This is a genomic window from Vibrio sp. Isolate32, from assembly GCF_022397955.1.
Lineage (GTDB): Bacteria > Pseudomonadota > Gammaproteobacteria > Enterobacterales > Vibrionaceae > Vibrio.
Genome location: NZ_JAKEUQ010000016.1, coordinates 1 through 23,233, shown reverse-complemented (window position 1 = coordinate 23,233; position 23,233 = coordinate 1). Strand labels below are relative to the sequence as shown.

17 protein-coding genes and 8 pseudogenes are annotated in these 23,233 nt (G+C 45.2%); 15 read left to right on the top strand and 10 right to left on the bottom strand.

What is annotated here, in order from left to right; translation table 11 throughout:
* Nucleotides 1-97: 97 nt before the first annotated feature.
* On the bottom strand, nt 98-1,096 hold the full coding sequence (gene add / locus L1D11_RS13155) for an adenosine deaminase (RefSeq protein ID WP_239833407.1): 999 nt from the start codon (nt 1,094-1,096) through the stop codon (nt 98-100).
* A 120-nt stretch (nt 1,097-1,216) separates the two neighbouring features.
* Between add and L1D11_RS13150 the strand changes: the two genes are divergently transcribed.
* Both L1D11_RS13150 and L1D11_RS13145 read left to right on the top strand, forming a co-directional pair.
* The gene (locus L1D11_RS13150) at nt 1,217-2,164 is read left to right on the top strand and encodes a LysR substrate-binding domain-containing protein (RefSeq protein WP_239833406.1); all 948 of its coding nucleotides are present in this window, start codon (nt 1,217-1,219) and stop codon (nt 2,162-2,164) included.
* A 149-nt stretch (nt 2,165-2,313) separates the two neighbouring features.
* Nucleotides 2,314-3,288 (top strand): annotated as a pseudogene (locus L1D11_RS13145) (glutathione synthase); the annotation flags it as partial.
* 88 nt (nt 3,289-3,376) lie between these two features.
* Here the strand turns inward: L1D11_RS13145 and L1D11_RS13140 are convergent.
* A complete protein-coding gene (locus L1D11_RS13140; protein WP_239833405.1) occupies nt 3,377-4,150 on the bottom strand; it encodes a helix-turn-helix transcriptional regulator in 774 nt (257 codons plus the stop codon).
* 97 nt (nt 4,151-4,247) lie between these two features.
* Between L1D11_RS13140 and L1D11_RS13135 the strand changes: the two genes are divergently transcribed.
* Entirely contained in the window at nt 4,248-5,369 is a 1,122-nt protein-coding gene (locus tag L1D11_RS13135) for a multidrug effflux MFS transporter (RefSeq protein WP_239833404.1), read from the top strand.
* Nucleotides 5,365-5,560 (top strand): annotated as a pseudogene (locus L1D11_RS13130) (HDOD domain-containing protein); the annotation flags it as partial. The gene L1D11_RS13135 and the pseudogene L1D11_RS13130, both read left to right, overlap by 5 nt.
* Nucleotides 5,561-5,658: 98 nt before the next feature.
* Here the strand turns inward: L1D11_RS13130 and L1D11_RS13125 are convergent.
* The 3 genes from L1D11_RS13125 to L1D11_RS13115 all read right to left on the bottom strand — a co-directional run bounded on the left by L1D11_RS13125 (nt 5,659) and on the right by L1D11_RS13115 (nt 9,197).
* The gene (locus L1D11_RS13125) at nt 5,659-7,164 is read right to left on the bottom strand and encodes an SgrR family transcriptional regulator (protein ID WP_239833403.1); all 1,506 of its coding nucleotides are present in this window, start codon (nt 7,162-7,164) and stop codon (nt 5,659-5,661) included.
* A gap of 9 nt (nt 7,165-7,173) precedes the next feature.
* Nucleotides 7,174-8,184: a Gfo/Idh/MocA family oxidoreductase gene (locus L1D11_RS13120; protein WP_239833402.1), complete on the bottom strand. Its 1,011-nt coding sequence runs from the start codon at nt 8,182-8,184 to the stop codon at nt 7,174-7,176.
* A gap of 113 nt (nt 8,185-8,297) precedes the next feature.
* Nucleotides 8,298-9,197 (bottom strand): homocysteine S-methyltransferase family protein, encoded by a 900-nt coding sequence (locus L1D11_RS13115; RefSeq protein ID WP_239833401.1) that lies wholly within the window; start codon nt 9,195-9,197, stop codon nt 8,298-8,300.
* Between the two features lie 229 nt (nt 9,198-9,426).
* Here L1D11_RS13115 and L1D11_RS13110 point away from each other — a divergent pair, with 229 nt between their 5' ends.
* Nucleotides 9,427-10,128, top strand: coding sequence for a lipoate--protein ligase (locus L1D11_RS13110; protein ID WP_239833400.1), 702 nt, complete (start codon nt 9,427-9,429; stop codon nt 10,126-10,128).
* Nucleotides 10,129-10,381: 253 nt separating this feature from the next.
* On the opposite strand, the pseudogene L1D11_RS13105 reads toward L1D11_RS13110, so the two are convergent.
* Both L1D11_RS13105 and L1D11_RS13100 read right to left on the bottom strand, forming a co-directional pair.
* Nucleotides 10,382-10,556, bottom strand: a pseudogene (locus L1D11_RS13105) (SDR family NAD(P)-dependent oxidoreductase); the annotation flags it as partial.
* 137 nt (nt 10,557-10,693) lie between these two features.
* Nucleotides 10,694-11,539: an enoyl-CoA hydratase/isomerase family protein gene (locus tag L1D11_RS13100; RefSeq protein ID WP_239833399.1), complete on the bottom strand. Its 846-nt coding sequence runs from the start codon at nt 11,537-11,539 to the stop codon at nt 10,694-10,696.
* Between the two features lie 328 nt (nt 11,540-11,867).
* Between L1D11_RS13100 and L1D11_RS13095 the strand changes: the two genes are divergently transcribed.
* Together L1D11_RS13095 and L1D11_RS13090 are read left to right on the top strand one after the other, a co-directional pair.
* A complete protein-coding gene (locus tag L1D11_RS13095) occupies nt 11,868-13,241 on the top strand; it encodes an MATE family efflux transporter (RefSeq protein ID WP_239833398.1) in 1,374 nt (457 codons plus the stop codon).
* Between the two features lie 9 nt (nt 13,242-13,250).
* Nucleotides 13,251-14,165: a LysR family transcriptional regulator gene (locus tag L1D11_RS13090; RefSeq protein WP_239833397.1), complete on the top strand. Its 915-nt coding sequence runs from the start codon at nt 13,251-13,253 to the stop codon at nt 14,163-14,165.
* Nucleotides 14,166-14,291: 126 nt separating this feature from the next.
* On the opposite strand, the pseudogene L1D11_RS13085 reads toward L1D11_RS13090, so the two are convergent.
* Nucleotides 14,292-14,718 (bottom strand): annotated as a pseudogene (locus L1D11_RS13085) (alkyl sulfatase C-terminal domain-containing protein); the annotation flags it as partial.
* Nucleotides 14,719-14,826: 108 nt separating this feature from the next.
* On the opposite strand from L1D11_RS13085, the pseudogene L1D11_RS13080 reads away from it, so the two are divergent.
* Nucleotides 14,827-15,162 (top strand): annotated as a pseudogene (locus L1D11_RS13080) (LysR substrate-binding domain-containing protein); the annotation flags it as partial.
* A 56-nt stretch (nt 15,163-15,218) separates the two neighbouring features.
* Here the strand turns inward: L1D11_RS13080 and L1D11_RS13075 are convergent.
* Nucleotides 15,219-16,115, bottom strand: coding sequence for a DMT family transporter (locus L1D11_RS13075; RefSeq protein ID WP_345772749.1), 897 nt, complete (start codon nt 16,113-16,115; stop codon nt 15,219-15,221).
* A 198-nt stretch (nt 16,116-16,313) separates the two neighbouring features.
* Between L1D11_RS13075 and L1D11_RS13070 the strand changes: the two are divergent.
* The 7 genes and pseudogenes from L1D11_RS13070 to L1D11_RS13040 form a co-directional block, all read left to right on the top strand.
* A pseudogene (locus L1D11_RS13070) lies at nt 16,314-16,421 on the top strand (glyoxalase); the annotation flags it as partial.
* 188 nt (nt 16,422-16,609) lie between these two features.
* Complete coding sequence (locus L1D11_RS13065; protein ID WP_239833395.1) at nt 16,610-18,049, top strand: 6-phospho-beta-glucosidase; 1,440 nt, start codon at nt 16,610-16,612, stop codon at nt 18,047-18,049.
* A gap of 109 nt (nt 18,050-18,158) precedes the next feature.
* Complete coding sequence (locus tag L1D11_RS13060) at nt 18,159-19,157, top strand: LacI family DNA-binding transcriptional regulator (RefSeq protein WP_239833394.1); 999 nt, start codon at nt 18,159-18,161, stop codon at nt 19,155-19,157.
* Between the two features lie 202 nt (nt 19,158-19,359).
* A complete protein-coding gene (locus tag L1D11_RS13055) occupies nt 19,360-19,920 on the top strand; it encodes a sugar O-acetyltransferase (RefSeq protein WP_239833393.1) in 561 nt (186 codons plus the stop codon).
* 213 nt (nt 19,921-20,133) lie between these two features.
* Nucleotides 20,134-20,553: pseudogene (locus L1D11_RS13050) on the top strand (alcohol dehydrogenase catalytic domain-containing protein); the annotation flags it as partial.
* A gap of 4 nt (nt 20,554-20,557) precedes the next feature.
* Nucleotides 20,558-21,526: pseudogene (locus tag L1D11_RS13045) on the top strand (S-(hydroxymethyl)glutathione dehydrogenase/class III alcohol dehydrogenase); the annotation flags it as partial.
* 164 nt (nt 21,527-21,690) lie between these two features.
* Nucleotides 21,691-22,971: a dicarboxylate/amino acid:cation symporter gene (locus L1D11_RS13040; RefSeq protein WP_239834798.1), complete on the top strand. Its 1,281-nt coding sequence runs from the start codon at nt 21,691-21,693 to the stop codon at nt 22,969-22,971.
* Nucleotides 22,972-22,997: 26 nt separating this feature from the next.
* On the opposite strand, the gene L1D11_RS13035 is transcribed toward L1D11_RS13040, so the two are convergent.
* On the bottom strand, nt 22,998-23,233 hold a 236-nt coding region (locus L1D11_RS13035; protein ID WP_239834753.1), incomplete at its 5' end, for a transposase.

Here is a 23,233-nt window from a genome sequence, read left to right as displayed (position 1 = left end):
AAAGAGAAAAGCCTAAGCCTTTCTCTTCCTGTTTTGTGCCTTTAAGCATTAATGCTAAGTGAGCCCAGCTATTCAGCAAAAGGCGCGCTTTGTTAAATTAGATTTGCTCAACAAAACCCATTAGGTGTTGTTTCACTTCGTCTGAAGCAAAAGCGCTCTCCACAGAGTATTTGTAGATTTCTGCGTAATCTTCTCTCGTTAGGTCGAAAGTTTCACATACGCGTTTCACTTCGTTAGTCATTGTTGTGTTCGACACAGTGCGGTTGTCTGTGTTGATCGTTACAACGATGCTATCTTTCTTGAATTCAGAAATTGGGTGGTCGCTGAATTTGTGAATACACTTGGTTTGAACGTTACTTGTTGGGCAAGTTTCAAGCGCAACCTGCTTCTCTTTCACAATGTTGTACGCATCTTCGTTACCTTGGATGTGTACACCGTGGCCGATACGCTCAGCGTCAAGCATAGTCACTGCGTCGTAAACGTTTTGACCGTGCCATTGCTCACCTGCGTGAACCGTCACTCGGTAGCCTTGCTCGATCGCATATTGCGTGTATTCAGGGAACTCAGCACAGAAACCTGGCTTTTCACCGCCAGCAATATCAAATGCGACTACGCCTTTACCAAGGTATGGCTTACCTGCATCGATCACGTCTTTGATTGAATCTTTAGGGAACATACGCAGTACAGACATGATGTAATTGCCCTTGATGTCGTATTTCTCTTCAGCACGCTTCATGCCTTTCACTGCACTCGCAATGATCGCGTCAAGAGACAGGCCTTTATTTACATGCAGGATTGGTGCGAAGCGAACCTCTAGGTATTTAACGTTTTCTAGTGCAGCGTCTTCGTAAAGTTCGAAAGAGATACGTTCAATCGCTTCTGCAGTCTGCATTACTTGCAATGGCAGGCTGAAACAAGCTAAGTACTCATCTAGGTTTTTGCAATCTTCAGGCACCGTTAGAGATTGAACAACCGCGTCGCGATCTTCAGGTAGTTCGATATTGTACTGTTTTGCTAGGTCAATAATCGTATCTGGGCGAACACTTCCGTCTAGGTGGCAGTGTAAATCAATCTTTGGTAGTGCTAGAAAATCCATGAGTATTCCTTAATTCTATTATTCTTTGAGTGTGTTAACTCACATGCGCTAAATTTACCAAGACAATGATATGATTTAAAGTGACAATTAATCATCATTAACCTGAATTTAGGGAATATCATGGTAGATGTTAAAAGCTTACTTAAATGCGATATGAACTTGCTGCTTTGCTTACACGTTCTGATTGAAGAGCGCAGTGTAAGTAAAACGGCAGAGCGACTCTTTTTGAGCCAGTCTGCGGTAAGTAAACAACTTACCAAGCTCCGAGCTTTGTTTGATGACCCGCTGTTTGAGCGCGAATCCAAAGGGCTATTCCCAACCCCTAAAGCACTCGCATTAGCACCTAAGATCCACCAAATCTTGCTGCAGATCGAAAAGCTAACTGTCCCTGAGGTGTTTGACCCTAAGGAGAGTGAGCGTACTTTCACTATAGACCTTGTTGAGACCGCCTACACAGCGGTTTATCCGCAATTTATGCCAACAGCGCTTGCCGATGCACCCCATATCACCATCAACAGCTCAACGTGGAGTAGTGATAGTTTCAAACGTTTACTCAAGCGCGAAGTCGATTTTGGTATCGGCATTTTTGAATTAGATGAACGTGCTTCAACTCATGTGCAATGTATTCCTGATGAATTGGATTACGTTGAGCTGTGCTTGGATTATTCCGTTTGTTTGATGCGTAACGATCACCCTGCTTTGCAAGAAGAGTGGGACCTCGACACCTTTCTTAGGTATCGACACATACAATTGGTGACGGGCGGAGCGGGCGACTGGTTATTGATGGAAGTGCTTAACGCTAAGCAATTAGAGATAAACAAGGCCGCTAACGTGTCGGATATCACTAGTGCCATTAAACTGTGTAAGCAGAGCGACCTGTTGATGTGCTATCCATACAACTCGGTACGTGATTATATCGATAGTGGTGAATTAGTGATGAAGCCCGTTCCCATCGATTTGGTACCAGGCGGGTTATTCTTGTTGTGGCACCGTTATTTTGATTCTGAGCCTAGTCATCGTTGGCTGCGAGAACTGATCGTTAATAAGACGCAAGACACTCAAGAGTAGATGGTGTTTGAACGCATTATAATTCGTAAAATATTTTCGCTTTTCGTTCGTCTTTTCAGACTGAGTATCGTCTTAATTGGGGGCGTAATTCCCGATAATAGTGAGAGAGCAAAATGAATCCAATGTCAGCGTCATTGATTCCACAACATACTTATAAAAATTGGTTGGAAGATTCATCAGCAATCCCGGCAGAAAACCGAGGGCTTGAACAATTGGCTTTCGGTATTGCTACCTCGGCAAGAAAGGTAAGCGATCACTTTGATGATTCAGCTAAACCTACATTTTTGATGGTAGTGCAGAAGAACGAAGATAACGTCTATGACCAGCACTTGCTTGAAATTGAACTGCAAAAGCAAGGTATTCGTACGGTGCGTCGTACCTTTGAGCAGTTGAGTTGCCAGCTTTCAACGGGGGATAACCAACGCTTGTTACTGCAAGATGTTGGCGCAGTCGATGTGGTGTATCTACGTGCTGGTTATCAATACTCAGATTATTGGGCGCCTGAGTTGAATGAGGCCGTTTGTTGCCACACGTTGAGTCAAACTCGCTTGTTTATGGAACAGCACCATGTCGTAATGAACGCGGCCATCAGCCAGCAATTAGCGACCAGTAAAACCATGCAAATGTTGCTGACTATGATGGCTGCATCAGAATACGCCCGTTGGGGTTTAACGCGAGAAGAAGCCGAATTGGTGAAGAGTGTTTTGGCCGACATGAAGCCAATTACCAGTGAATCGATAGAGTGGTTTAACACGCAAGCGAATAAGCAAGAATGGGTGTTGAAAAATCAAGGCGAGGGCGGTGGTCACTGTGTATTTGGTGACGATAATAGCCAGCAACTGAGTCAACTTAAGCCTGAAGAGTACGACGCATGGGCATTGATGCAGCGTTTGGACCCGCATGAGCGTGACGTACCGACTATTGCAGTGCGTGACACCCAGCAAACACTTGTAACAGATCTAGTCAGCGAGGTCGGCCTATTCACCGCCTATTACCAAGGTAAGCCGGTCACTCAGCTTGATGGTTATGCGGGTTACTTGATTCGCAGTAAACCGGCCAGTGAAAATGAAGGCGGGATCCACAGCGGCAAAGGGATTCTCGATTCATTGGTGTTGATTGATTAGTTTATTAGTTCTCAATAAAAACCAGAACTCATGTTCTGGTTTTTTTGTATGTAAGAGACGTTGAACTGAACTCATGGAAACGCATCCGTCACGCTCTCAACTTGGTGAAAGCGAGGGGCGTTTGTCCAGTTTGTTGCTTGAAAAAGGTAATAAACGCACTATTGGATGAGAACTCCAATAGCTCTGCGACATCGCCGACCTGTCGATTTTCTGAGAGCAGTTCGATGGCTTTAAATAACCGCCATTGTTGCCGCCAATCTTGATAAGTCATGCCGGTTTCTGCCTTGAACAGTCGAGTGATGGTTTTAGTGCTTGCCCCAACTGAATCCGCTAATGTCGATAACCCAGGGGCTAAGAATGAATCGCTTCTCACTTGTTCACAAAAGCGTTTGAATCGGCGATCTGTAGGAAGTGGCAAGATGAATGAATGCTTATTAGCGCAGTAGAATTCCTCCCAAAATAGGTTGGCAGTATTGGTGGTTTGCTCCGATGCAATGTCCCATTCCCAAAACGACATTTTGTTGATTAGCGCCTTTAGTAGCTCATTTACTTCGATGATTTCTATGTCTTCAGGGCATGTGTAAATACGACTGTCGAAGTAGAGCGAACGATAGGCCACGACGTTAGTCATCTGCGCTCTATGTTTGGTATAAGGCGGGATCCATACCGCTTTGGTCGGCGGTAAAATGCAAAGAGCGTCTTCTAAGGTCAAAGTGATGCAGCCTTGCGGAGCATACAGCAGCTGTCCTTTTACATGGTGATGTATTCCTGAGTCATGCTGACCTAGCTCTGCGGCAATTCCAATTGCAGGCGCAGGCAAGCTGTCTGCATCAAACTCGATGGTCTCGCTAATTAATGCCATTTGTCCCAATCTTGTTGTTTTTTGTTTTAATGTTGTTAACGAGCCAAGGTTAGTTTCCCCTAGACTTCCCGTCAAGTTCACTGGTCTTGGAAAAATGATGAAAACAAAACCTTCTTTATGGCAAATGGTGCTGCTGTTGATGTTCCCTCAAATCGCAGAAACCATTTATAGCCCAACTCTGGATTCAATATCGAAATCCTTTGATGTCAGTTACACACAAGCCGCTCAAACTCTATCGATTTACTTCTCTGCATTTGCGCTGGGTGTGGTGGTATGGGGCGTGTTGGCGGATAAATGGGGACGTCGTCCTACCATGTTATTGGGTATGGGGTTATTCGCCTGTTCTGCACTCATTGCTATGCAAACCGATAGCTTTACGTGGTTGATGATAGCAAGAGCAATGGGCGCTTGCGGACTTGCGGTTGGCTCGGTTGTTACACAAACCATGTTGCGAGATGCCTTTAGTGGCACTGAATTGGCCAAGGTGTTTGGTTATATGGGCATGGGGCTGTCGATTAGCCCAATCATCGGGTTACTTCTAGGCGGTCAATTAAGCCAAGCGGGCGGGCATCAATATGTGTTTATTGCCTTGTTTATTATGGTATTAGTGTTGCTAATACACAGCCTATGGTCTCTGCCTGAAACGCAACAAACTAAACAGCCGTTGCAGTTAAAATCGCTTGGAATGCGTATGGTAAAAGATAGCGATATATGGATGTCTGCGTTGCTCGTTGCTTCGTTCAATATTGCGCTATTTTCGTATTACCAACTGGGTTCATTTACATTCTTACATCTTGGCTTCAGTGTAGAGCAGTTTGGTTATAGTGGTGTCGTACTTGGCTTCGGAACTTCGCTCGGCAGTTTAGTGAACAAGGCACTGTTGAAGAGAAAATTTTCTTCTCGATCTTTGATCGGCATAGCCGCTGCTCTTCAAACACTAGGTGCGGTTGGTGTGTACTTTTCACAGGACACGATCTGGTTCTTATTACCGATGATGCTGGTGGTGATGGCGTTTGGAATCGCGATTCCTAATGTACTGAGCCGAGCCTTGGTACGTTACCAATCTCAAGCCGGAAGTGCAGGTGCACTGTTTGGTTTGGTGTATTACACCCTGATTGGTTCCGGCCTTGGTTTAGCAGGAATGATTCAAGATTTAGGTGTGGTGTTAGTACTTTATGGGGCGCTGTCTGTGTTGGTAGCGATACGCAGTCGCCTCTAGCAGATATGAATGCACACCACTTGGCCCATCTTTTTATTTTAACTAAATGAATTGTATGTACTATTTGTTGGTAGCAAAAGATTGAAGTAGAGCAATTTAAGCTAAGATGTAAAGAGGCACTAATTTCACCAGCGGCATACAAGGTGGCTAATCGGATTTATAAAGAGTCTGAATTGGCGCTAGTGAGCTAATCCCTTAGCCTATGCGACCTGCGCTGTGACTGAACATAATGACTGGTTGCAGCTTGGTTGGGCTAGGTTGTGCAATACAGTTCAGCTACGAAATACGCTTACAAATGGCTAACCCACAACTTATCGAGGTCACACCAACCGAATCCATTTACTCGTGCTCCGCGTATTTTTTCAGATACTTCTAGATTGAATGCCTCTTGCTTAAGCTCGACCACAACTTCAGTCTTGTATAGCCAGCATTTGAGTTTCAAGAGCATTTTGGCGGCTTGTTCAAAGTCTGGTTCGCATTGAATTGAGGTTAAAGCCTGTTCGATGGTTGCGAGCATCTCAACGGGTAGCGACAAATCTTCGAAAGGGAAACGGGTGAAGAAGCCTAACCAAGAAGAGAATGAGTGGTTTTCATCGATAATGCTGCATAAAGCAGCGTCTCTTATTGTTGAAAAATCCCCATACTCGACGGTGAGTTTAGTCTCTCCAGGCTCTGAAGATTGCATGAAAAAAGCTTGGCATTCCGAGGTGTCTTCAACGGTGAATGTTCGGTTGGGAGAAGACAACTCTGGATTTTTAATTTTGAAAAAAGTAGAGCCGTGAGCTCGCGAATGTGCACAGCTGTATTCGCCAACTTTGAGTGTCTTTTCAGGCATTTTTACGCACACCTGATTTCGAGCACACGCTTTACTCTCTGCCCACTCTGGGTAAACCCATAATTCGACTCGATTTAGGATCGGAACCTGATTTGAATACCCATCATTGCGGTTAAGTCTTAGCATCTTGTTTGAGAAGATCGCCAATGAGAATGGACCGGAACCGACCAACCTATCGACAGAATTAGGCTCAAAAATCGATGCTTCGGCTCTGGCAAGCAAGCGAGGCAGATGCCAACCCGTCTTGCTGAGTTTTATTGTGATGATGTTGCCTGAAGACGCAGAGACTTCAGTAATATGCTGATAGCAGCGATGCCATAACTTGCTTGAAGAGAGCAAAGTCAGACAGTGTGCTATGTCTTTAGCTTCCAGTGTTCGGCCGTTGTGGAATTGCACACCATTGCGAATTTGGAAACGCCAGATCGTTGCATCTTCATTAGGTTGCCAATGATAAGCCAAGTCGCCACATAGCTTGCCTCGTTGTACCGAGGTGAGACGCTGGCAAATCTGGGTCACTAAGAAACGCTCGGTACGTCTCAGTACACGCTGAGGATGAAGTACTTCGAGCTCACGGTGGAAGGGAATGTACGCGACGCTCTGCGCCGATTGATTAGCGCTATTTAGAAAGGCTTGCAGCTCTGTACCAGCATTGCGTCCATTAAAGCTCAAGGTGTTGAAGACCTGCTCGATGTTGCCGGAATCTGCTTGGCTTTGTGCGTATTGGTAGCACGCTTCCATCGGCTCAATCAGACACGTGAGTTGTGCCTTTTTATTGCGTCCTGAACTGGCTTGCCACTCAATCCAGCCTTGCGCTGTCATTGTTTTGAGTAGAGTTTGAACGTGACGCTCACTCACATGTAGAAGCGTTGCGATTTGACTGACTTGGCAGCGTGATACTCCAGGCCCAAAAGCCTGAAATATCTTTTCGTACAGTTCAAGCTTGCGCTTTAGGTTGCCCAATTCGAATTCCTAAATGTTAGGTTGAGTTAAGTGTTGGTAGCCTGCATCAGTGAGCGCTTTTTCTATGGTTTCAAGAACCTGTGCACTTATCTTTGAGCTTAGGATATCAGACTCAAGTTTTCCCTCTAATACAAGTTGCGAGAAGTGCTCGATTTGATACTCGAACCCATTACCTTGAACGGGGTGCTCGATGGTGAAGGTTTCTTGTTTGTACTCCACCGTTATATGGACTGGGTTCCACCACTTCTCTTGAATCGTGATGGTGATCTCTGGACCAGTTAATCGCGCTGCTCGTGGCAGATTGCGTACTGTCGAAGCTGATATCGTTGCGCTGATTTCTCCAGAGAACCGGAAGCGTGAATCGGTATCAACATTCGAACCCTCATATAGACTCGTCATCTCGACCTGAGGCTTTGAAGGGTTCACACCCAGAGTTCGGCACAAATCATAGAAAAACCATAGACCATACACTCCAACATCGAGCGTTGCCCCGCCTGACAAATCCGGATTGAAGATAAACAAATCGGGCTCATAGTCGTGATGGTTACCAAAGCTGGCTTCGATTGAATCTATCTGAATGTTGTTATCGCCCAAGAATGATTGGAGCTCACGATACGCGGGAAACACTACGGTTTTCATCGCTTCTAACAGCATCACGCCATTCTGTTTCGCGAGGGCTTTCATCTCAAGCCAATCACTAAGGTTGGTAAAAGCCGGCTTCTCGACCAATACATGTTTTTTATTCTTTAGAAACAGTTCGGCGAGTGGCTGGTGGTATGGATGAACCGTAGCTATGTAAACCGCTTCAACACTTGGGTCATTCGCCATCTCTTCATAAGAACCATAAGCCTTGTCGCAACCAAACTTGTTGGCGAACGTGGCTGCGCGGGAGTGATCTCTTGCGGCAACGGCATACAATTCACCATGCAGACAGTGCTCGGTGAGTGCAGTCGCAAAGCGGTTAGCGATGTTACCTAATCCTGCTATGCCCCATTTTATCTTACGTTGCGTGTCGCTCATCAGTTGCTCCAAATCGTTGTTTTGTATCAGTGTACTCAGAGAAGCCACAAACAAATAGAGAACAGATTTCTCAACTTGTTCTCTATTTATTTTATTCTAATCGAAGCTCTGGATCAGCTCAGTATGGAGAGCTTCCAATCGGCTAGGGCTTTAATGTGTTTTGGCCCGATGCCACAACAGCCACCGATAATATTCGCGCCCAGTGCGTGCCAGTGTTTAGCGTAAGCTAAGTAACCTTGGCCATCCAGCTCACGCATTTCTTGAAGCATGTCATTCGCTTCATGTTCACAGCTGATCGGCGCAAAGTTATTCGCATAGACACCGATTTCTAGATCTTGGCCTAACTCATCCATTACCTGTTTGGTATCGATAATCGCTTGGTCCATAACTTCCGGTACCGAGCAGTTAAACATGATGCCTGTCGCGTTAGACTGGCAAACCAGCTTGACGGCTTCTTTTACGCTGTCACCAGAACGAATAGATGCAGAGTTGTCTTTGGCATCTTCTAAGCTAAAGGCGTAATAGCATGGTTTCGTTGATTGCTTAAGTATCCCATGAATGGATTCAAACTCTTGTACGCTGCATAGGGTTTCTACCAACCACAGATCGATATTTGGTTCTTGTGCATCGTAGAGGGTTTGAATGATAGATGCCGCTTGCTCGACTTTGAATAAGTCAGGTCGGTAGCTGCCAAACGGTGGTGGAATAGAGCCTGCCACTTTGACCACTTGAGGCGCTTGGTCAGCAACTGCTCTAGCTAATTCGCCAGACAGCGCTGCTAGCTCAAATCCTCTTTGTGCGAACAGCTCTTCACCCAAATGAAAAGGCACACACGCATAGCTGTTGGTAATTATGATTTCAGCGCCTGCATCAATAAAGTTTTGGTGCGCTTGGCTAACAAAATCCGGGGCTTCAATCAGAGCTTGAGCACTCCAAAGAGGCTGTGAGAACGGCGCGCCAATCTCTTTGAGTTCTCGGCCCATGCCGCCATCAAGTATGGTGAGTGTTTTCATATTCAATACTATCTAAAACAATTGCTGAAGTTCTGCCGACACCATATCAGACAACCTTGCGTGACTAAAGCAGTCCAAGCGCGAGGTTCTTAACAAAGCCAATACCTCATTGATAGGAAAAATAAAATATTGCACCTCTGGCGCTATGTTGTATTGGATTTGGGGGATATATTATTAATCTAGTGCCAATGATTGACCTGAACCCAACAAGCTGTAGAGGAAAAGTGCATTGAAGTTAACGAATAAGCTCGTGCGTTACCCGCACATTGATGTTGATCGTGCGTTTGAAAAAGAAGATGAGCTACTGCAGCAAATACAGAATGGTGAGATTGGGCAAGCCTTAATGTTGTGGCAAGCCAAAACGCCGACACTTGTTTTGCCTGCAGGTAAAAAGTGGCCAGTGACGTTGGAATCTAGAAAGCAGCTTGAGGCTCAAGGTTGGCAACTCTCTTCGCGTAAAACGGGTGGCGCTCCAGTTCCCCAGCTACCGGGCGTGATTAACCTGTCGCACATTTATCATTGGCCGAGCGATGAAGCGTACAATATTCAAAAAGCCTACTTGTATTTATGTGATATTTTAACACGATTTTTCAAAGAGTTAGGCGTTGATGTCGGTGTGCACGCAACCCTAGGTTCTTATTGCGATGGCGATTATAATCTCAACATCAATAAACAAAAAATAGTGGGGACGGCTCAACGTGTTTTGCTGAAACGAGGGGGCGGTCAAATCGTACTTTCACAAGCCTGTATCTTGTTAGATGCAGACTTAGAACACATCGTTGCGCCCGTGAACTTTTATAATCAAATTTGCGGCAATCCAACCGTTGTAGAGCCACACGTTCACACTCTTTTATCTGAACATGTGATGCCCATGCCCAACGTAGACTCACTCTTTCAGCAACTGAGCCAAGCCTTCATCAAGTATGCGTAATGTCCTCCTTTCGTTAACGTCATGCTAATTTGTTGATGGGTGAACTATTTCGATGCTATTTGTTATCACTAGTGAACGCGTCGGGACCTTCAAGCTGTTGTTATCGGCTTTGGCTTAGGGCCGTGAACCCAAAAACTAAGAGATACGTTAGGCGCTACTGGACTTTGACTCTTCCATAATATGGAGTTGCAACGCCTGTCGTTTGGTCTGTTTACGTATACTGGTTAGGAGTTAAATCGAGCGGTTACCAAGCAAATATCTTAATGACGTTTTGCTTAGTGATTGGGTTGTGAGCGATGTCTTGATTGATCTTATCAAGAAACGGTTTTCGGCCATGAATCAGGACATGGTGCCCTTGTTGCGTCAGTGCTTTTGCGGTCTCTAAACCAATGCCATCCGTGGCCCCTGTGATCAGAATTATTTTGCATGTTCCGTCCTTCAAAAAATAGTTTGAACAACGTTATAACAAAGATTAATGACACATAGTTGCATTTGGCTCACAAGCTGAAGACTCAAATGCGAGTCTTCAGCTTGTGGCTGACCCAAATTAAGAGAAGTGAACGAGTTATTTGATTTCTTGAACATTCATAACCAGATTTTCCCAGTTACGTTGGTTTTCCATATCGTACTCTAGGCCTTGCTCATCGGCAATTTGGAAGCGCTTAACCGCAGGGGTTTTGCTGGCGGCTTGATACAACCAGTAAGCCTCTGCTTTGAGTGCTTCGTCGATCGGTTTATCAATAGACTCGTACACCGCTTGCTTACATGCATTGATCGATTCGGCAGGGAATTGAGCGATTCGCTTGGCAAGAGTATCAACATATTCGCCAATTTCATCCGGCTCTAGTACCTTGTTGATGGTGCCGTATGCTTCGGCTTCGTCAGCATCAAAGTCTCGTGCACTTAGGATGATCTCAAGTGCTCGACCTAAGCCGACTTGGCGTGCCATACGTGAGGCGCCGCCACCGCAAGGAAGGATGCCCATGCCCACTTCCATTTGCATGAATTTGTATTTACCACGAGCCGCGAATCGCATGTCACACGCAAGTGCAAATTCGTGGCCTCCACCTCTAGCGAAGCCTTCAAGCTTGGCAATAGTGGCTTGTGGCAGTTTGCTGATTCTTTCTAGCACCACTTGCAGGTCGAGTAACTTCGCGTCTTCACGAGAAACGGCTTCAGTCGACATGTCTTTTAATAAATTGGTGTCGTAGTGACAGACCCAAACTTCAGGGTTTGCTGACTGAAATACAACGACCTTGATGTCACGATCGCGCTCTAGTCTCATTGCTAAACCATTGAGGTCGGCAAGCATCTCTTGCCCTTGAACATTCACAGTACCGAAGTCAAAAGTGACGGTAAGAATCCCATTATCGGCCTGAGCTTTAAACGTTGTATAACCTTGATATGCCATTTCCATATTCCTTCTGAGAGATTTCATTTCAGCCTATTCAATGTGAATGCGACCTAAATTCAGGCTAGCGAGGAATGTTCGAACCAACAATTAACCATTAAACGAAACACCATTAACGAATTGTTAAGAGTATTGATATTTTTGGAAGTTTCATTATATTCAATGTCTTATTTGGTTGTTATGACGTTAAGATACACGACCAACTCGATTATCAACGAAATCTAAAAACTCATTCCTTGTTCGGTGCTCTTATCCTTTCAATTTCGCTTCGTATACTGCTCAACTAGGTAATTAGTGCTCCCAAGCACAGACAAGAGTGAACCGACTAATGCAGATGCGATCCGCGACTTTGAAAACTATCATTGAGAAAACACTGCCACTGACGCTTGGTGTGTTTGCGATTATGATGGTGCAGTTGGTTGATTCGGTCTTTATTGGTCAGCTTGGGGTGAATGAGTTGGCGGTTCACGGTATCACCTTGCCATTCCAAGCGGCGTTTACCGGTGTTCAAGTGGGAATCGGTGTCGCGGCAACGTCCATTATTTCTCAAGCTGTAGGAGCTAAAGATCAACGTAAATCCACGTCGATTGCCACGCTGTCGATCGGGTTTGGTGTCTTGGTGATTGCATTGCTCTGCTTAGGCTTGGTTGTTTTTGGTGATTCTGTTTTTGCGTCGTTTGTGAATGATGTTTCCGACGCTCAATACCAATCCATGTTGTCGATTTTTAATGTGTACTGGCCGCTGTGGCTGTTCAGTGCTTTAACCGTTGCCGTGCTTTATTTGGCCACCTGTGTTTATCGAGCAAACGGTGATACCAAAACGACAGGCAACATGTTTTTGGCTGCGAGTGTGATTAACCTGATTCTCGATCCTATTCTGATCTTCGGATTGGATATGGGCATTGCGGGCGCGGCCATCGCATCGAGCATTGGTTACGCTTTCGGTGCTATCTACATGTTGATCAAATCTCGTGGTAAAGGTTGGTTTGGCTTCAATGGCGCGTGTAATGATCAGATCAGAGGCTATGGTATTGAGTTGGTTAAGACGGTAATTCCAACTACAGCCAATCAGATTTTACCTGCAGTGAGCGCGTTCTTCTCAATGTTTTTGATTGCGAGAATTGGTACCGTTGAGATGGCTTTTTGGAGCTTACTCGCTCGTGTTGAAAGCTTTATGTTGGTGTTTTCTCTTGCTCTGACGATGTCCATTTCGCCAATGATTGGTCGTTACCTAGGGGCGCAGCAGCGATTCAAAATCCCTGAGCTATTGAATACGACAGCGATGCTTTTATTGGTTTTCCACAGTGTGTTGGCGCTTTTGTTGGCCATCAGTAGTCGTTGGATCATTCCTATCATTTCAAACGAACAAAGCATTCGCAGTTGGTTTGAAGTGACTTTACTATTTATACCGTTTAGTTATGGGCCACTTGGGCTTTGTATGTTGGTTGCATCGGTCTTTAATGCGTTGGGTGTACCTCGCAAAGCGTTGAGTGTCTCTTTCTCTCGTTTGTTTGTGTTTTATATTCCAGCCCTATGGATGGGGTCAATAACTGGCGATATGGTGAATGCCGTTATTGGAGCGACAATCTCCAATGTGCTAGCAGGTGCTTTTGCATGGTTCAAAATCAATGCCTATATTAAAACTCACATTATCCACAGTGCAGTCGTCGCCAATGACCAATCTGCACTCAGCACAGACTAGTCAGAACTGATGAATATTGAACATTTAAAATTATTTATGCGGCTTGCATCAACGCACAATATCAGCCAAGCCGGTCAAGAATTGGGTTTATCTCCTCCGGTAGCGAGCATTCATATCGGCAAGCTCGAAGAGCGCTTAGGTGTGCGGTTGGTGCATCGGACAACAAGAAAGGTTTCTCTCACGGAAGAGGGGATGGCCTTTCTTCCACACGCCAAGCAAATTCTTTTGAGTGTCGAAGCGGGTGTGGCCTCTGTTGGAACTGGTAATGAATCGCCCAAAGGGGTGTTGCGACTATCTGCACCTTCTTCATTTGGTCGAATGCATGTTATGCCTGCTTTGAAAGGTTTTTTAGCTAAGTATCCCGATCTGTTGGTGGACATTTCACTCAGTGATTCGATCGTCGATCTGGTCGATGGAGGTTTTGATGTGGCGATTCGTAATGCGGAGCTACAAAACTCAAGCCTGATAGCTCGTAAGCTCTCTACTGATAAACGTATTTTGTGTGCGTCGCCAGAATATCTGGCAACTCATGGCCATCCGAAAACACCAGAAAACCTCAAGCAACACCAATGCATCAACCAAACTGGCTTGGAAGGTTGGACGTTCAATACTCCAGAAGGCGATATTACCATCAAGAAGAAAGGCGCTATTCGCGTTGATCACGGTGAAGCCGTTAGAGATGTGTGCGTTGATGGTTTGGGTATCGCCATGTGTGCGACTTGGATAGCATACAAGCAGCTCGCAGAAGGTTCGCTTGTTGAGGTGTTGCCGGATTATCCTTTAAAAGATGAGGCTGCTATCTGGGCGGTATATCCGAGTGCGCAGTTGCTTGCACCTAAGGTTCGCGTATTTATCGACTACTTTGTTCAATATTATGGTTCACCTTCTTATTGGGATTGTGAAGTAAACGGGCAAGCTCAGTAGTGTTCAAAAAGCACTTTTTGACAACAAATAAGAAAGCCCCGACCAAAAGGTAGGGGCTTGTTTTATGTTCTTTATAGAACGTTTTTCTAGCTAACTGCTGTTGTTTTTATTTAGTGTATCCGGAGTTTAATGAGCGTGCACAGCTGAATCTTGGTATAGCTCTGCATCAACTTCTGAGCCTTTATTTGGACGCGGTACAATCTCAAAAGAGGTGTCAGCTTCTGTCAGTGAAGACAGCAGTTTGTTAAGCGATGTCTTATCACCTTTCACGCCTGCTTGCCTGTCTTCTAACAGTTTGCCAAGGCTTGTTTTCTTAAGCACGATGTTAGACACGTCAGACTTATTGATGGTAAGTGTCGTATCGGCGTCTTGTAGCTCGTTCACTTGAATGTTGTTTAGGCTACCGTTAGACATTTCAACGTAGTAGAACTCTTTCACATCAGGTAGCTGAATATTCGCCGTAAATGGTGTTTCTTTCGCCTTTAGCGAATCCACTTTTACTGCTAAGTAATCGAGTAGGTTTTCAATCGTCATGTTCGTTCGCTAACACATCACGAACAGTTATGTGTGAAGTTGTATTAAAGTGAAGGTTCAAGACTAAACCTTGTCGTATGTTGAATACGGCCACAAGTGAACATGGAGAGCAGCTGTGAGCGATGTTGAAAAGCACATTACTTTCCGAATGCGTCGAACGCGTTTATACACCGCTGACTACTTTACTAAATCGCCGCTTAAGCAAAGAAAGGTCGGTGCGGAATGTGATTTACTAATGACCATGTGTGTGTTGGCATCGGGCTCGGACTGTGTGGGCAGTATGTCGCGTGATTTTGCCAATCAGTTTGCGAAACCCTTCCAGCTTCAGGTGCTAGATCAGCCATTCGAGGTTTTGCCTATGCAGCAATACATGATCTGGCATAAAAGAACCGATTTGAATGCGGCTCACCAGTGGTTAAGAGACAAGATCCAACAATACATGAAGAAGTCTGAGACCAGCTGAGTTCAAAAGATACGCATGTAAAAACGGCCTCTAAATGAGGCCGTTTCTGTATCTGCTTATCCCGCTTTTCGTTTTCTCTTTTGGCGCGCATTTTTCATCATCTGAACAGGGGATAAGCCAGTGACTAACATGGTGCCAGTGATAACTAGAATAGAACCGACAATGGTATTAATGCCGATTGCTTCGTCTAGGAACAAACTACCCCAAAGGATACCAAAAACCGGGACTAAGAAAGTTACCGAGAGTGCCGAAGGTGCGCCGAGTTCAGAGATGAGATTGAAATACAGTAGGTACGCTAATCCAGTACAAATCGCACCCAACAAGATAACCGATGTTGTGATTGTGAGGTCGGGTGCTTCTCTTATCGGAAAAAAGAAGACGAACGGCAACACGAGTAATACGGCTGCCCACATGCTGCCATGGGCGTTATTAAAGGCTTCAACTTTTGGTGCTGTTTTAGTGTAGTTAGAGGCGATACCGTAGCTAAATGCGGCCATTACCGCGGCAAAAATAGGAACAATGGCTTCTTGGCCGATGTTTATCGCATCCCAACCAACTAACACGCCTACACCAGTTACCCCAATACCTAATCCAAGTAATACCTTTCTTTCAAGTGCGGTTTTCGTCCAGATTGCCCCAATGACTGCTGCCCATATCGGTGCCGTAGAGTTCAAAATCGCAAGGGTTGAAGCATTCAAAGTTTGAGCGGCATAAGCGAAACACAAAAAAGGAAGCGCGGTGTTAAACAATCCAAGAATGAAAAAGTGTTTCGAATGAGTATTAAAAGAGAGCTCCCTTTTCAGATAAAAAGAAACCAAGAGTAGGGTGACTGCTGCGCACAGAACTCGGGCTTCAATTAGGACTGCTGGACCTAAAGGGCTAGCCGCGATTCTCATGAAAAGAAATGAACCACCCCATATCGCAGCGAGAGTTATTAGTTTTAAAAAATTCACGGCGTATATCTCAGAATGTGTAAAACCCTGACTATGGAGGAAAGATAACTTTTACACAAACATAGATACCAATACTGTGCATTTATGGAAATAAGATCGAGCCCACTAAATAGGAACGGTTTCGATGAATGCTGTTCTGTTTATTGCTCCTGATTTGATGAGTAATCTAGTGTTAGACATCAAACTTAGGTGAACAAAATGAAGATTGAACATATCGCAATTTGGACCAAACAACTCGAAGTGCTGAAACGATTTTATGAAGACTATTTCGGCGCGAGCTCGAACTCAAAATATCACAACACGACCAGCATTTTGAAGATCACTGATAGAGACGCTGACTTCTGATTAGTTTGCGGTTCGTTCAAAAAGAACGTTTAACTATTGCTGAAACCGGTTTCAATCTGTATCTTTGCTTTTATTGAAATCGGTTTCAGAGTTGCAATCACATCTCTAATCCTGATCTTTTTCACGAATAACTTGTAGCGAGTAATGGTATGAATAACGAATTTCCAAACGATTTTTTATGGGGTGGCGCGGTTGCGGCGCATCAGCTAGAAGGCGGCTGGGATGCTAATGGTAAAGGCGTGAGTGTGGTCGATGTGTTAACGGCAGGCGCTCATGGAGTACAACGTCGAATCACCGATGGCGTGATCGATGGCGAAAACTACCCAAACCAAGTGGCGGTTGACTTCTACCACCGCTACAAAGAAGACATTAAGTTATTCGCTGAGATGGGCTTTAAGTGTTTCCGAACCAGCATCGCATGGACACGTATTTTCCCGAATGGTGATGAAGCCGAGCCGTGTGAAGCGGGGTTAGCGTTTTACGATGACTTGTTTGATGAACTCCTGAAATACGACATTCAGCCAGTGGTGACACTGAGCCACTTTGAAATGCCTTATCACTTAGCTAACGAATATGGTGGCTGGATGAACCGTAAGGTGATCGACTTCTTCGTTAAGTATTCGACCACGGTGATGGAGCGTTATCAGCACAAAGTGAAATACTGGATGACGTTTAACGAGATTAATAACCAGATGAACACTTCGGCAGACATCTTCGGGTGGTTATGCTCTGGCGTGAAGTTCCCACAGTGCGAAAAGCCGCAAGAAGCGATGTACCAAGCGGTTCACCACCAGTTTGTTGCGAGTGCGCTGGTGGTTAAGAAAGGTCACGAGATCAATCCAGATCTTCAAATTGGTGCAATGTGTGCGATGGTGCCTTTCTACCCTCGTTCTTCAAAGCCTGAAGATATTATGGTGGCACAGCAAGCGATGCGTGACCGCTACTTCTTCTCTGATGTCATGGTACGTGGTCACTACCCAAGCTACGCAAAACGCGATTGGGCTATCAAAGGCTTCAATATTGAAATGCAGCCAGAAGATGAGCAGATCCTAAAAGAAGGTAAGGCCGATTACTTAGGCTTTAGCTACTACATGTCGAATACATTAGATTCGTCTTCTCACCAATCGACAGAAGAAGCGATGGACGGCGGTCATGAAAACTCGGTCGATAACCCGTTTATCAAGTCGAGCGATTGGGGCTGGCCAATTGATCCAACAGGTTTGCGTTTCTGTTTAGCGTCTCTGTATGAACGTTATGAAGTGCCATTGTTCATCGTTGAGAACGGTTTTGGCGCAGTTGATACCATTGAAGAAGATGGCAGCATTAATGACGATTACCGCATTGCTTACCTTGGCGACCACATCAAAGAGATGAAAAAAGCGGTTGCGATTGATGGCGTCGATTTGATGGGCTATACCCCTTGGGGCTGTATCGATTTGGTGTCGTTTACCACAGGTGAGATGAAAAAGCGCTACGGTTTCATTTATGTAGATAAGCACAACGATCAATCTGGTTCTTTAGAGCGCAAGCGCAAGAAGTCGTTTGAGTGGTACAAAGGCGTGATTGCATCTAACGGTGCCACTATTTAAAATGCCTCTTACTGTGTCGTTCTACGTAATATAAAGATACGCGCAACATGAATTAGCATTAAATTAGTCGGCCTATGTCGGCTAATTTTTTATAAAGGAAGAGAAGCCAATGGTAACCATGCTTGATGTCGCTAACCGCGCAGGCGTATCTAAATCGACCGTTTCTCGTGTCTTAAATGGCAAGAACATCGTGCGCCAGGATGTGGTGAAAAAGGTATTTGATGCGATTCAAGAAACAGGTTATCGACCGAACTTGTTGGCTCAGCAATTGGCGACCAAGAAGACCAATTTCATCGGCTTTGTAATCACCAATGAGTTGTTCAATGGCCCTTACTTTTCTTCCTTGATGTATCACGCGGCTTCTTATAGCGAAAAGTCGAATCACCAATTGGTGATCACCGATGGCAAACACAGCGCTGAAGACGAAAGAAAGGCGATCAACTTCCTGCTGGATATGAAGTGTGCGGGCATCATCATCTATCCGCAATGCTTAACCGAAAGCGAGATTGCAAAGGTCATCGAAAGCACTGACACACCGATTCTGGTACTCAACCGAGAAATGCCGTCGAAGCCTAATCATGCCATTACCACCGACCATTATCAGAGCGCTTGTTTGATGGTTGAACACATCATCGAGCAAGGCCATACAGACATTGCAGTGATTCGTGGTAAAGCTGGCTCTTCGACCGATGAGCTGCGTTACCAAGCCTATCAAAATGTGCTCACTAAACATGGTATTGCATTGGATGAGTCCAAGGTTGTTCAAGGTGATTGGGCGATGGAGAGCGGTTATCACGCGGCTCAGGCTCTGGTAAAAAGCAAAGCAACATTCACCGCTATCTTGTCGGAAAATGATGACATGGCGATTGGTGCGATTAAGGCGTTAACCGAACTTGGGTATTCATTACCTCAAGATGTTTCTATCGTTGGTTTTGATAACAGCAAAGTGGGGGCGTTTTTAACGCCAAGCTTAACGTCTGTCAGTGTGCCATTAGAGCAAATGACGCAAAAGGCGATCCTCCAAATTGTCGGTGAAACAGAGCAAGCGACCACCATCAAAACCACTGGCAGTTTGGTGTTACGTGATTCGATAGCGAAGCTAAATTAGCACTGATCGAATTTCATATTTCACCTACAAAAAGTGACGAGCTGCGCATCTCTTAAACCAAGCTCCAACACTCCTTATTCACCGTTATTTAGATGTGCGATATTGCGTTTTTGGTCGATGAATTGACCAGCATTAGTTAAGTAATGTGAAACTAGATAAGTAATATGAAAATAACTAATTGATGTGAGAACAGGTAAGTAACGTGAAAACAGAAAAACAAAAAATGCTAGCAGGCGAACCTTATCAGGCTTGGGATAAAGAGCTTTATTCCGCTCGTATCGAATGTCGTAAGGTGCTTCAAAAGCTCAACAACAGTATTCCAGACACACCCGAATGGGAAGCAGCGACGCAAGAGCTCATTCCGGGCTGTGAAAATGCGCATTTAGAACCTCCATTTCGTTGTGATTACGGCTCGAACATCAAGCTCGGTAAGAACTTCTACGCTAACTTTAACTGCGTGATTTTGGATGTGGCTGAAGTGACCATTGGTGACAATGTGCTGCTTGGTCCGAACGTTCAAATCCTGACCGCAGGCCACCCACTCGATGTGAAAGGCCGAGTTGAAGAGGGCGTAGAGTTTGGCACACCGATTAACGTTGGCGACAATGTTTGGCTTGGCGGCGGTGTAATCATCTGCCCCGGTGTCACTATTGGCGAAAACAGCGTTATTGGCGCAGGCAGTGTGGTAACCAAAGACATCCCAGCTAATGTGGTTGCAGTCGGTAACCCATGTAAAGTGCTGAAATCGATCGAAAACGACTAAGCCTGCGGATACAACCATCTGCTGCATCATAGGCACTCTCTATGTGCAGGTGATGAACTAACCTTTACAGTTTAATTATTACCAATATGTAATAATAATTCTCAAAAACATGGGATTATCAAATTAGATGTTCACACCTATACTAGCCTCAACAAAACGAGAGAGCGATAACAAACAAGCTCAACGTTGACTGACTAATATAGGAAATATCACATGACTATCGAAATCAAACCTGGTCAAACTCATATCCAATCTAAAGCTATGGTTGCTTGGAAAGCTGGTGAGCCACTAAAGCGTGAAACGGTTGACGTTGAACTGCCAAAGGCTGGCGAAGTACTTGTTCGTATCGTTGCTACTGGTGTTTGTCACACTGACGCATTCACTCTTTCAGGTGACGATCCAGAAGGTATCTTCCCTTCTATCCTTGGTCACGAAGGTGGCGGTATCGTTGAAATGGTTGGCGAAGGCGTAACAAGCGTTGAAGTTGGCGACCACGTTATCCCACTTTACACAGCTGAGTGTGGCGAATGTAAATTCTGTAAGTCTGGTAAAACTAACCTTTGCCAAGCGGTTCGCGAAACTCAAGGTAAAGGCCTAATGCCAGATGGCACAAGCCGTTTCTCTATCAACGGTGANTGACGATCCAGAAGGTATCTTCCCTTCTATCCTTGGTCACGAAGGTGGCGGTATCGTTGAAATGGTTGGCGAAGGCGTAACAAGCGTTGAAGTTGGCGACCACGTTATCCCACTTTACACAGCTGAGTGTGGCGAATGTAAATTCTGTAAGTCTGGTAAAACTAACCTTTGCCAAGCGGTTCGCGAAACTCAAGGTAAAGGCCTAATGCCAGATGGCACAAGCCGTTTCTCTATCAACGGTGAGCCAATTTTCCACTACATGGGTTGTTCTACTTTCTCTGAGCACACTGTACTTCCAGAAATTTCACTAGCGAAAGTAAACAAAGAAGCACCTCTTGAGGAAGTTTGTCTTCTAGGTTGTGGCGTAACCACAGGTATGGGTGCGGTACTGAACACAGCTAAAGTTGAAAAAGGCGACACAGTTGCTGTATTCGGCCTAGGCGGTATCGGTCTTTCTGCAATCATCGGTGCTCGTATGGCTGGTGCAAGCAAAATCATCGGTGTTGATATCAACGAGAGCAAATTCGAGCTAGCGAAACAACTTGGCGCGACTGACTGCGTTAACCCAATGAACTACGACAAGCCAATCCAAGACGTTATCGTTGAGATGACAGACGGTGGTGTTGATTACTCATTCGAATGTATCGGTAACGTAAACGTGATGCGTCAAGCTCTTGAGTGTTGTCACAAAGGTTGGGGTGAATCAGTTGTGATTGGTGTTGCAGGTGCAGGCCAAGAGATCTCAACTCGTCCGTTCCAACTAGTAACCGGTCGTGTATGGCGTGGTTCTGCTTTCGGTGGTGTTAAAGGCCGCTCTGAGCTTCCAGACATCGTAAACCGTTACATGGCGGGTGAGTTCGGACTACAAGAGTTCATCACTCACACTATGGGTCTTGAAGATGTAAACGAAGCATTCGAACTAATGCACAAAGGCGAGTCTATCCGTACTGTTCTACACATGGATAAATAGCCTTAAATCTTAAACCTCATTTGGTTTTCATAAAGTCCGTTAGATTGAATCTAACGGACTTTATTTTTTCCTAGGCATGCTTTACCAAAGCATGCCTTTATTAAAGGTGTTTCCCTTTAATAAAGGTATCTGAATTGCCCTACAGGGTTACTGGAATTGTCCTTATGTTGACTAAACTTCGCCACTCTTTACCTCTACAGTTAATGCTAGCTGCTTTGCTTGCATGGCTTTTTGCACAACTTATTGCTTCAACCTCTGGCATTACCCAAACGGGGTGGTATCAGTTCTTAATGCTTGGCAAAACTACCTATATCGGCTTGCTAAAAATGGTCGTTGGGTTAGTGGTTTTATTCTCGTTATTGCAAGGCATAACAAGCATTGGTTCGATAACTCGATTGAAGCAGATTGGACGCAATACCGTACTTTTCTATAGCTTCACGACGTTGATAGCCATCTCTTTGGGCTTGGGTGCTTCACTGCTGTTACCTGCTTGGGAGCCTTTGACCAGTGTTGCTACGATTGGAGACGATGTTCAGCTTATCAGCGAAGATGCGGCAGGTGGAGCTGCGATTGCCAGCAAGCTGTTTAGCATGGCATTAGTGAACCCGGTAGCGGCATTAACCAGTGGTAACTTGCTCGCGATTGTTGTGTTCTCATTTATGTTGGGTATTGCTCTACTTTCTTCATTGCCAGAAAAACACCCGATTTTTGAGGTGCTTAATGGCTTAAACAAGAGCATCAATACCATTGTTGGTTGGATAATTCGTTTAGCACCGCTCGCGGTTTTTGCCATTGTTCTCGATTTTACCGTTCGTGGTGGTGAATCACTGTTTGAGCAATTGGCACTGTTTGCTTTGCTTGTGTTTGTGCTGACTTTGATTCACGGAGCGATTGTCTTACCGACCATTGCGAAGGTGATGACTGGGATTCCTCTTAGCACACTATTCAAAGGTATCTCGGCACCGATGGCGATGGCGTTTGCAACGTCATCAAGCTCTGCGACCTTGCCATTGGCGATGAAGAGTGCGGAAGAAAAGCTCGGCGTATCGCAAAGTACAAGTAGTATGGTGTTGCCACTTGGCGCGGTGATGAACATGGATGGTACGGCACTTTTCGAAGGGGTGGCGGCAATCTTCTTGGCTCAACTGTTTGGTGTGGATCTCACGACTTCAGGCTTGGTGATGATCTTCATTATGGCGATGGTCTCTTCTGTGGGGGCACCGGGTATGCCATCTGGGTCTATGTCTGGCATGCAGCTTGTTCTATTGGCGGCAGGTATCCCACTGGAAGCGATAGCGATCTTACTGATCATTGAACGACCGCTGGATACATTCCGTACTGCGGTCAACGTAGAAGGTGACATGATTGCTGCGCTAGTCGTGGATAAATGGCAGAAACAACAAAAGACAGTGCTTGAGCCTGCACTGAGCGAGTCTGTAGCTTAGAGAATACCAAGTTTAATAAAAAAGGTTCATCGCGGCTTTCCGGGGAAAGCCGCTTTTATCTTCAAGAAGAAGTAGTCTGTATCTCGATACCCATATCCCATTCGCTTGATTAGTTTTATCTTGTTGTTTATCCCTTCCAATGTGCAGGTGTTAAGCGGATAACTTGCCGATGCGATAATGCCGTGAAGATAAGGACTCAGTTTTCGTGCGAACTCTTGCAATGGCTTAATTCCACTCTCCTGTACTTGTGCCCACCACACCT

Excerpts from the sequence above, each read along its gene's own strand:
- L1D11_RS13090 (WP_239833397.1), top strand. The coding sequence starts at position 13,251 with ATGAATATTGAACATTTAAAATTATTTATGCGGCTTGCATCAACGCAC.
- L1D11_RS13095 (WP_239833398.1), top strand. The coding sequence starts at position 11,868 with ATGCAGATGCGATCCGCGACTTTGAAAACTATCATTGAGAAAACACTG.
- L1D11_RS13065 (WP_239833395.1), top strand. The coding sequence starts at position 16,610 with ATGAATAACGAATTTCCAAACGATTTTTTATGGGGTGGCGCGGTTGCG.
- L1D11_RS13150 (WP_239833406.1), top strand. The coding sequence starts at position 1,217 with ATGGTAGATGTTAAAAGCTTACTTAAATGCGATATGAACTTGCTGCTT.
- add (WP_239833407.1), bottom strand. The coding sequence starts at position 1,096 with ATGGATTTTCTAGCACTACCAAAGATTGATTTACACTGCCACCTAGAC.
- L1D11_RS13135 (WP_239833404.1), top strand. The coding sequence starts at position 4,248 with ATGAAAACAAAACCTTCTTTATGGCAAATGGTGCTGCTGTTGATGTTC.
- L1D11_RS13115 (WP_239833401.1), bottom strand. The coding sequence starts at position 9,197 with ATGAAAACACTCACCATACTTGATGGCGGCATGGGCCGAGAACTCAAA.
- L1D11_RS13040 (WP_239834798.1), top strand. The coding sequence starts at position 21,691 with ATGTTGACTAAACTTCGCCACTCTTTACCTCTACAGTTAATGCTAGCT.
- L1D11_RS13120 (WP_239833402.1), bottom strand. The coding sequence starts at position 8,184 with ATGAGCGACACGCAACGTAAGATAAAATGGGGCATAGCAGGATTAGGT.
- L1D11_RS13140 (WP_239833405.1), bottom strand. The coding sequence starts at position 4,150 with ATGGCATTAATTAGCGAGACCATCGAGTTTGATGCAGACAGCTTGCCT.
- L1D11_RS13060 (WP_239833394.1), top strand. The coding sequence starts at position 18,159 with ATGGTAACCATGCTTGATGTCGCTAACCGCGCAGGCGTATCTAAATCG.
- L1D11_RS13100 (WP_239833399.1), bottom strand. The coding sequence starts at position 11,539 with ATGGCATATCAAGGTTATACAACGTTTAAAGCTCAGGCCGATAATGGG.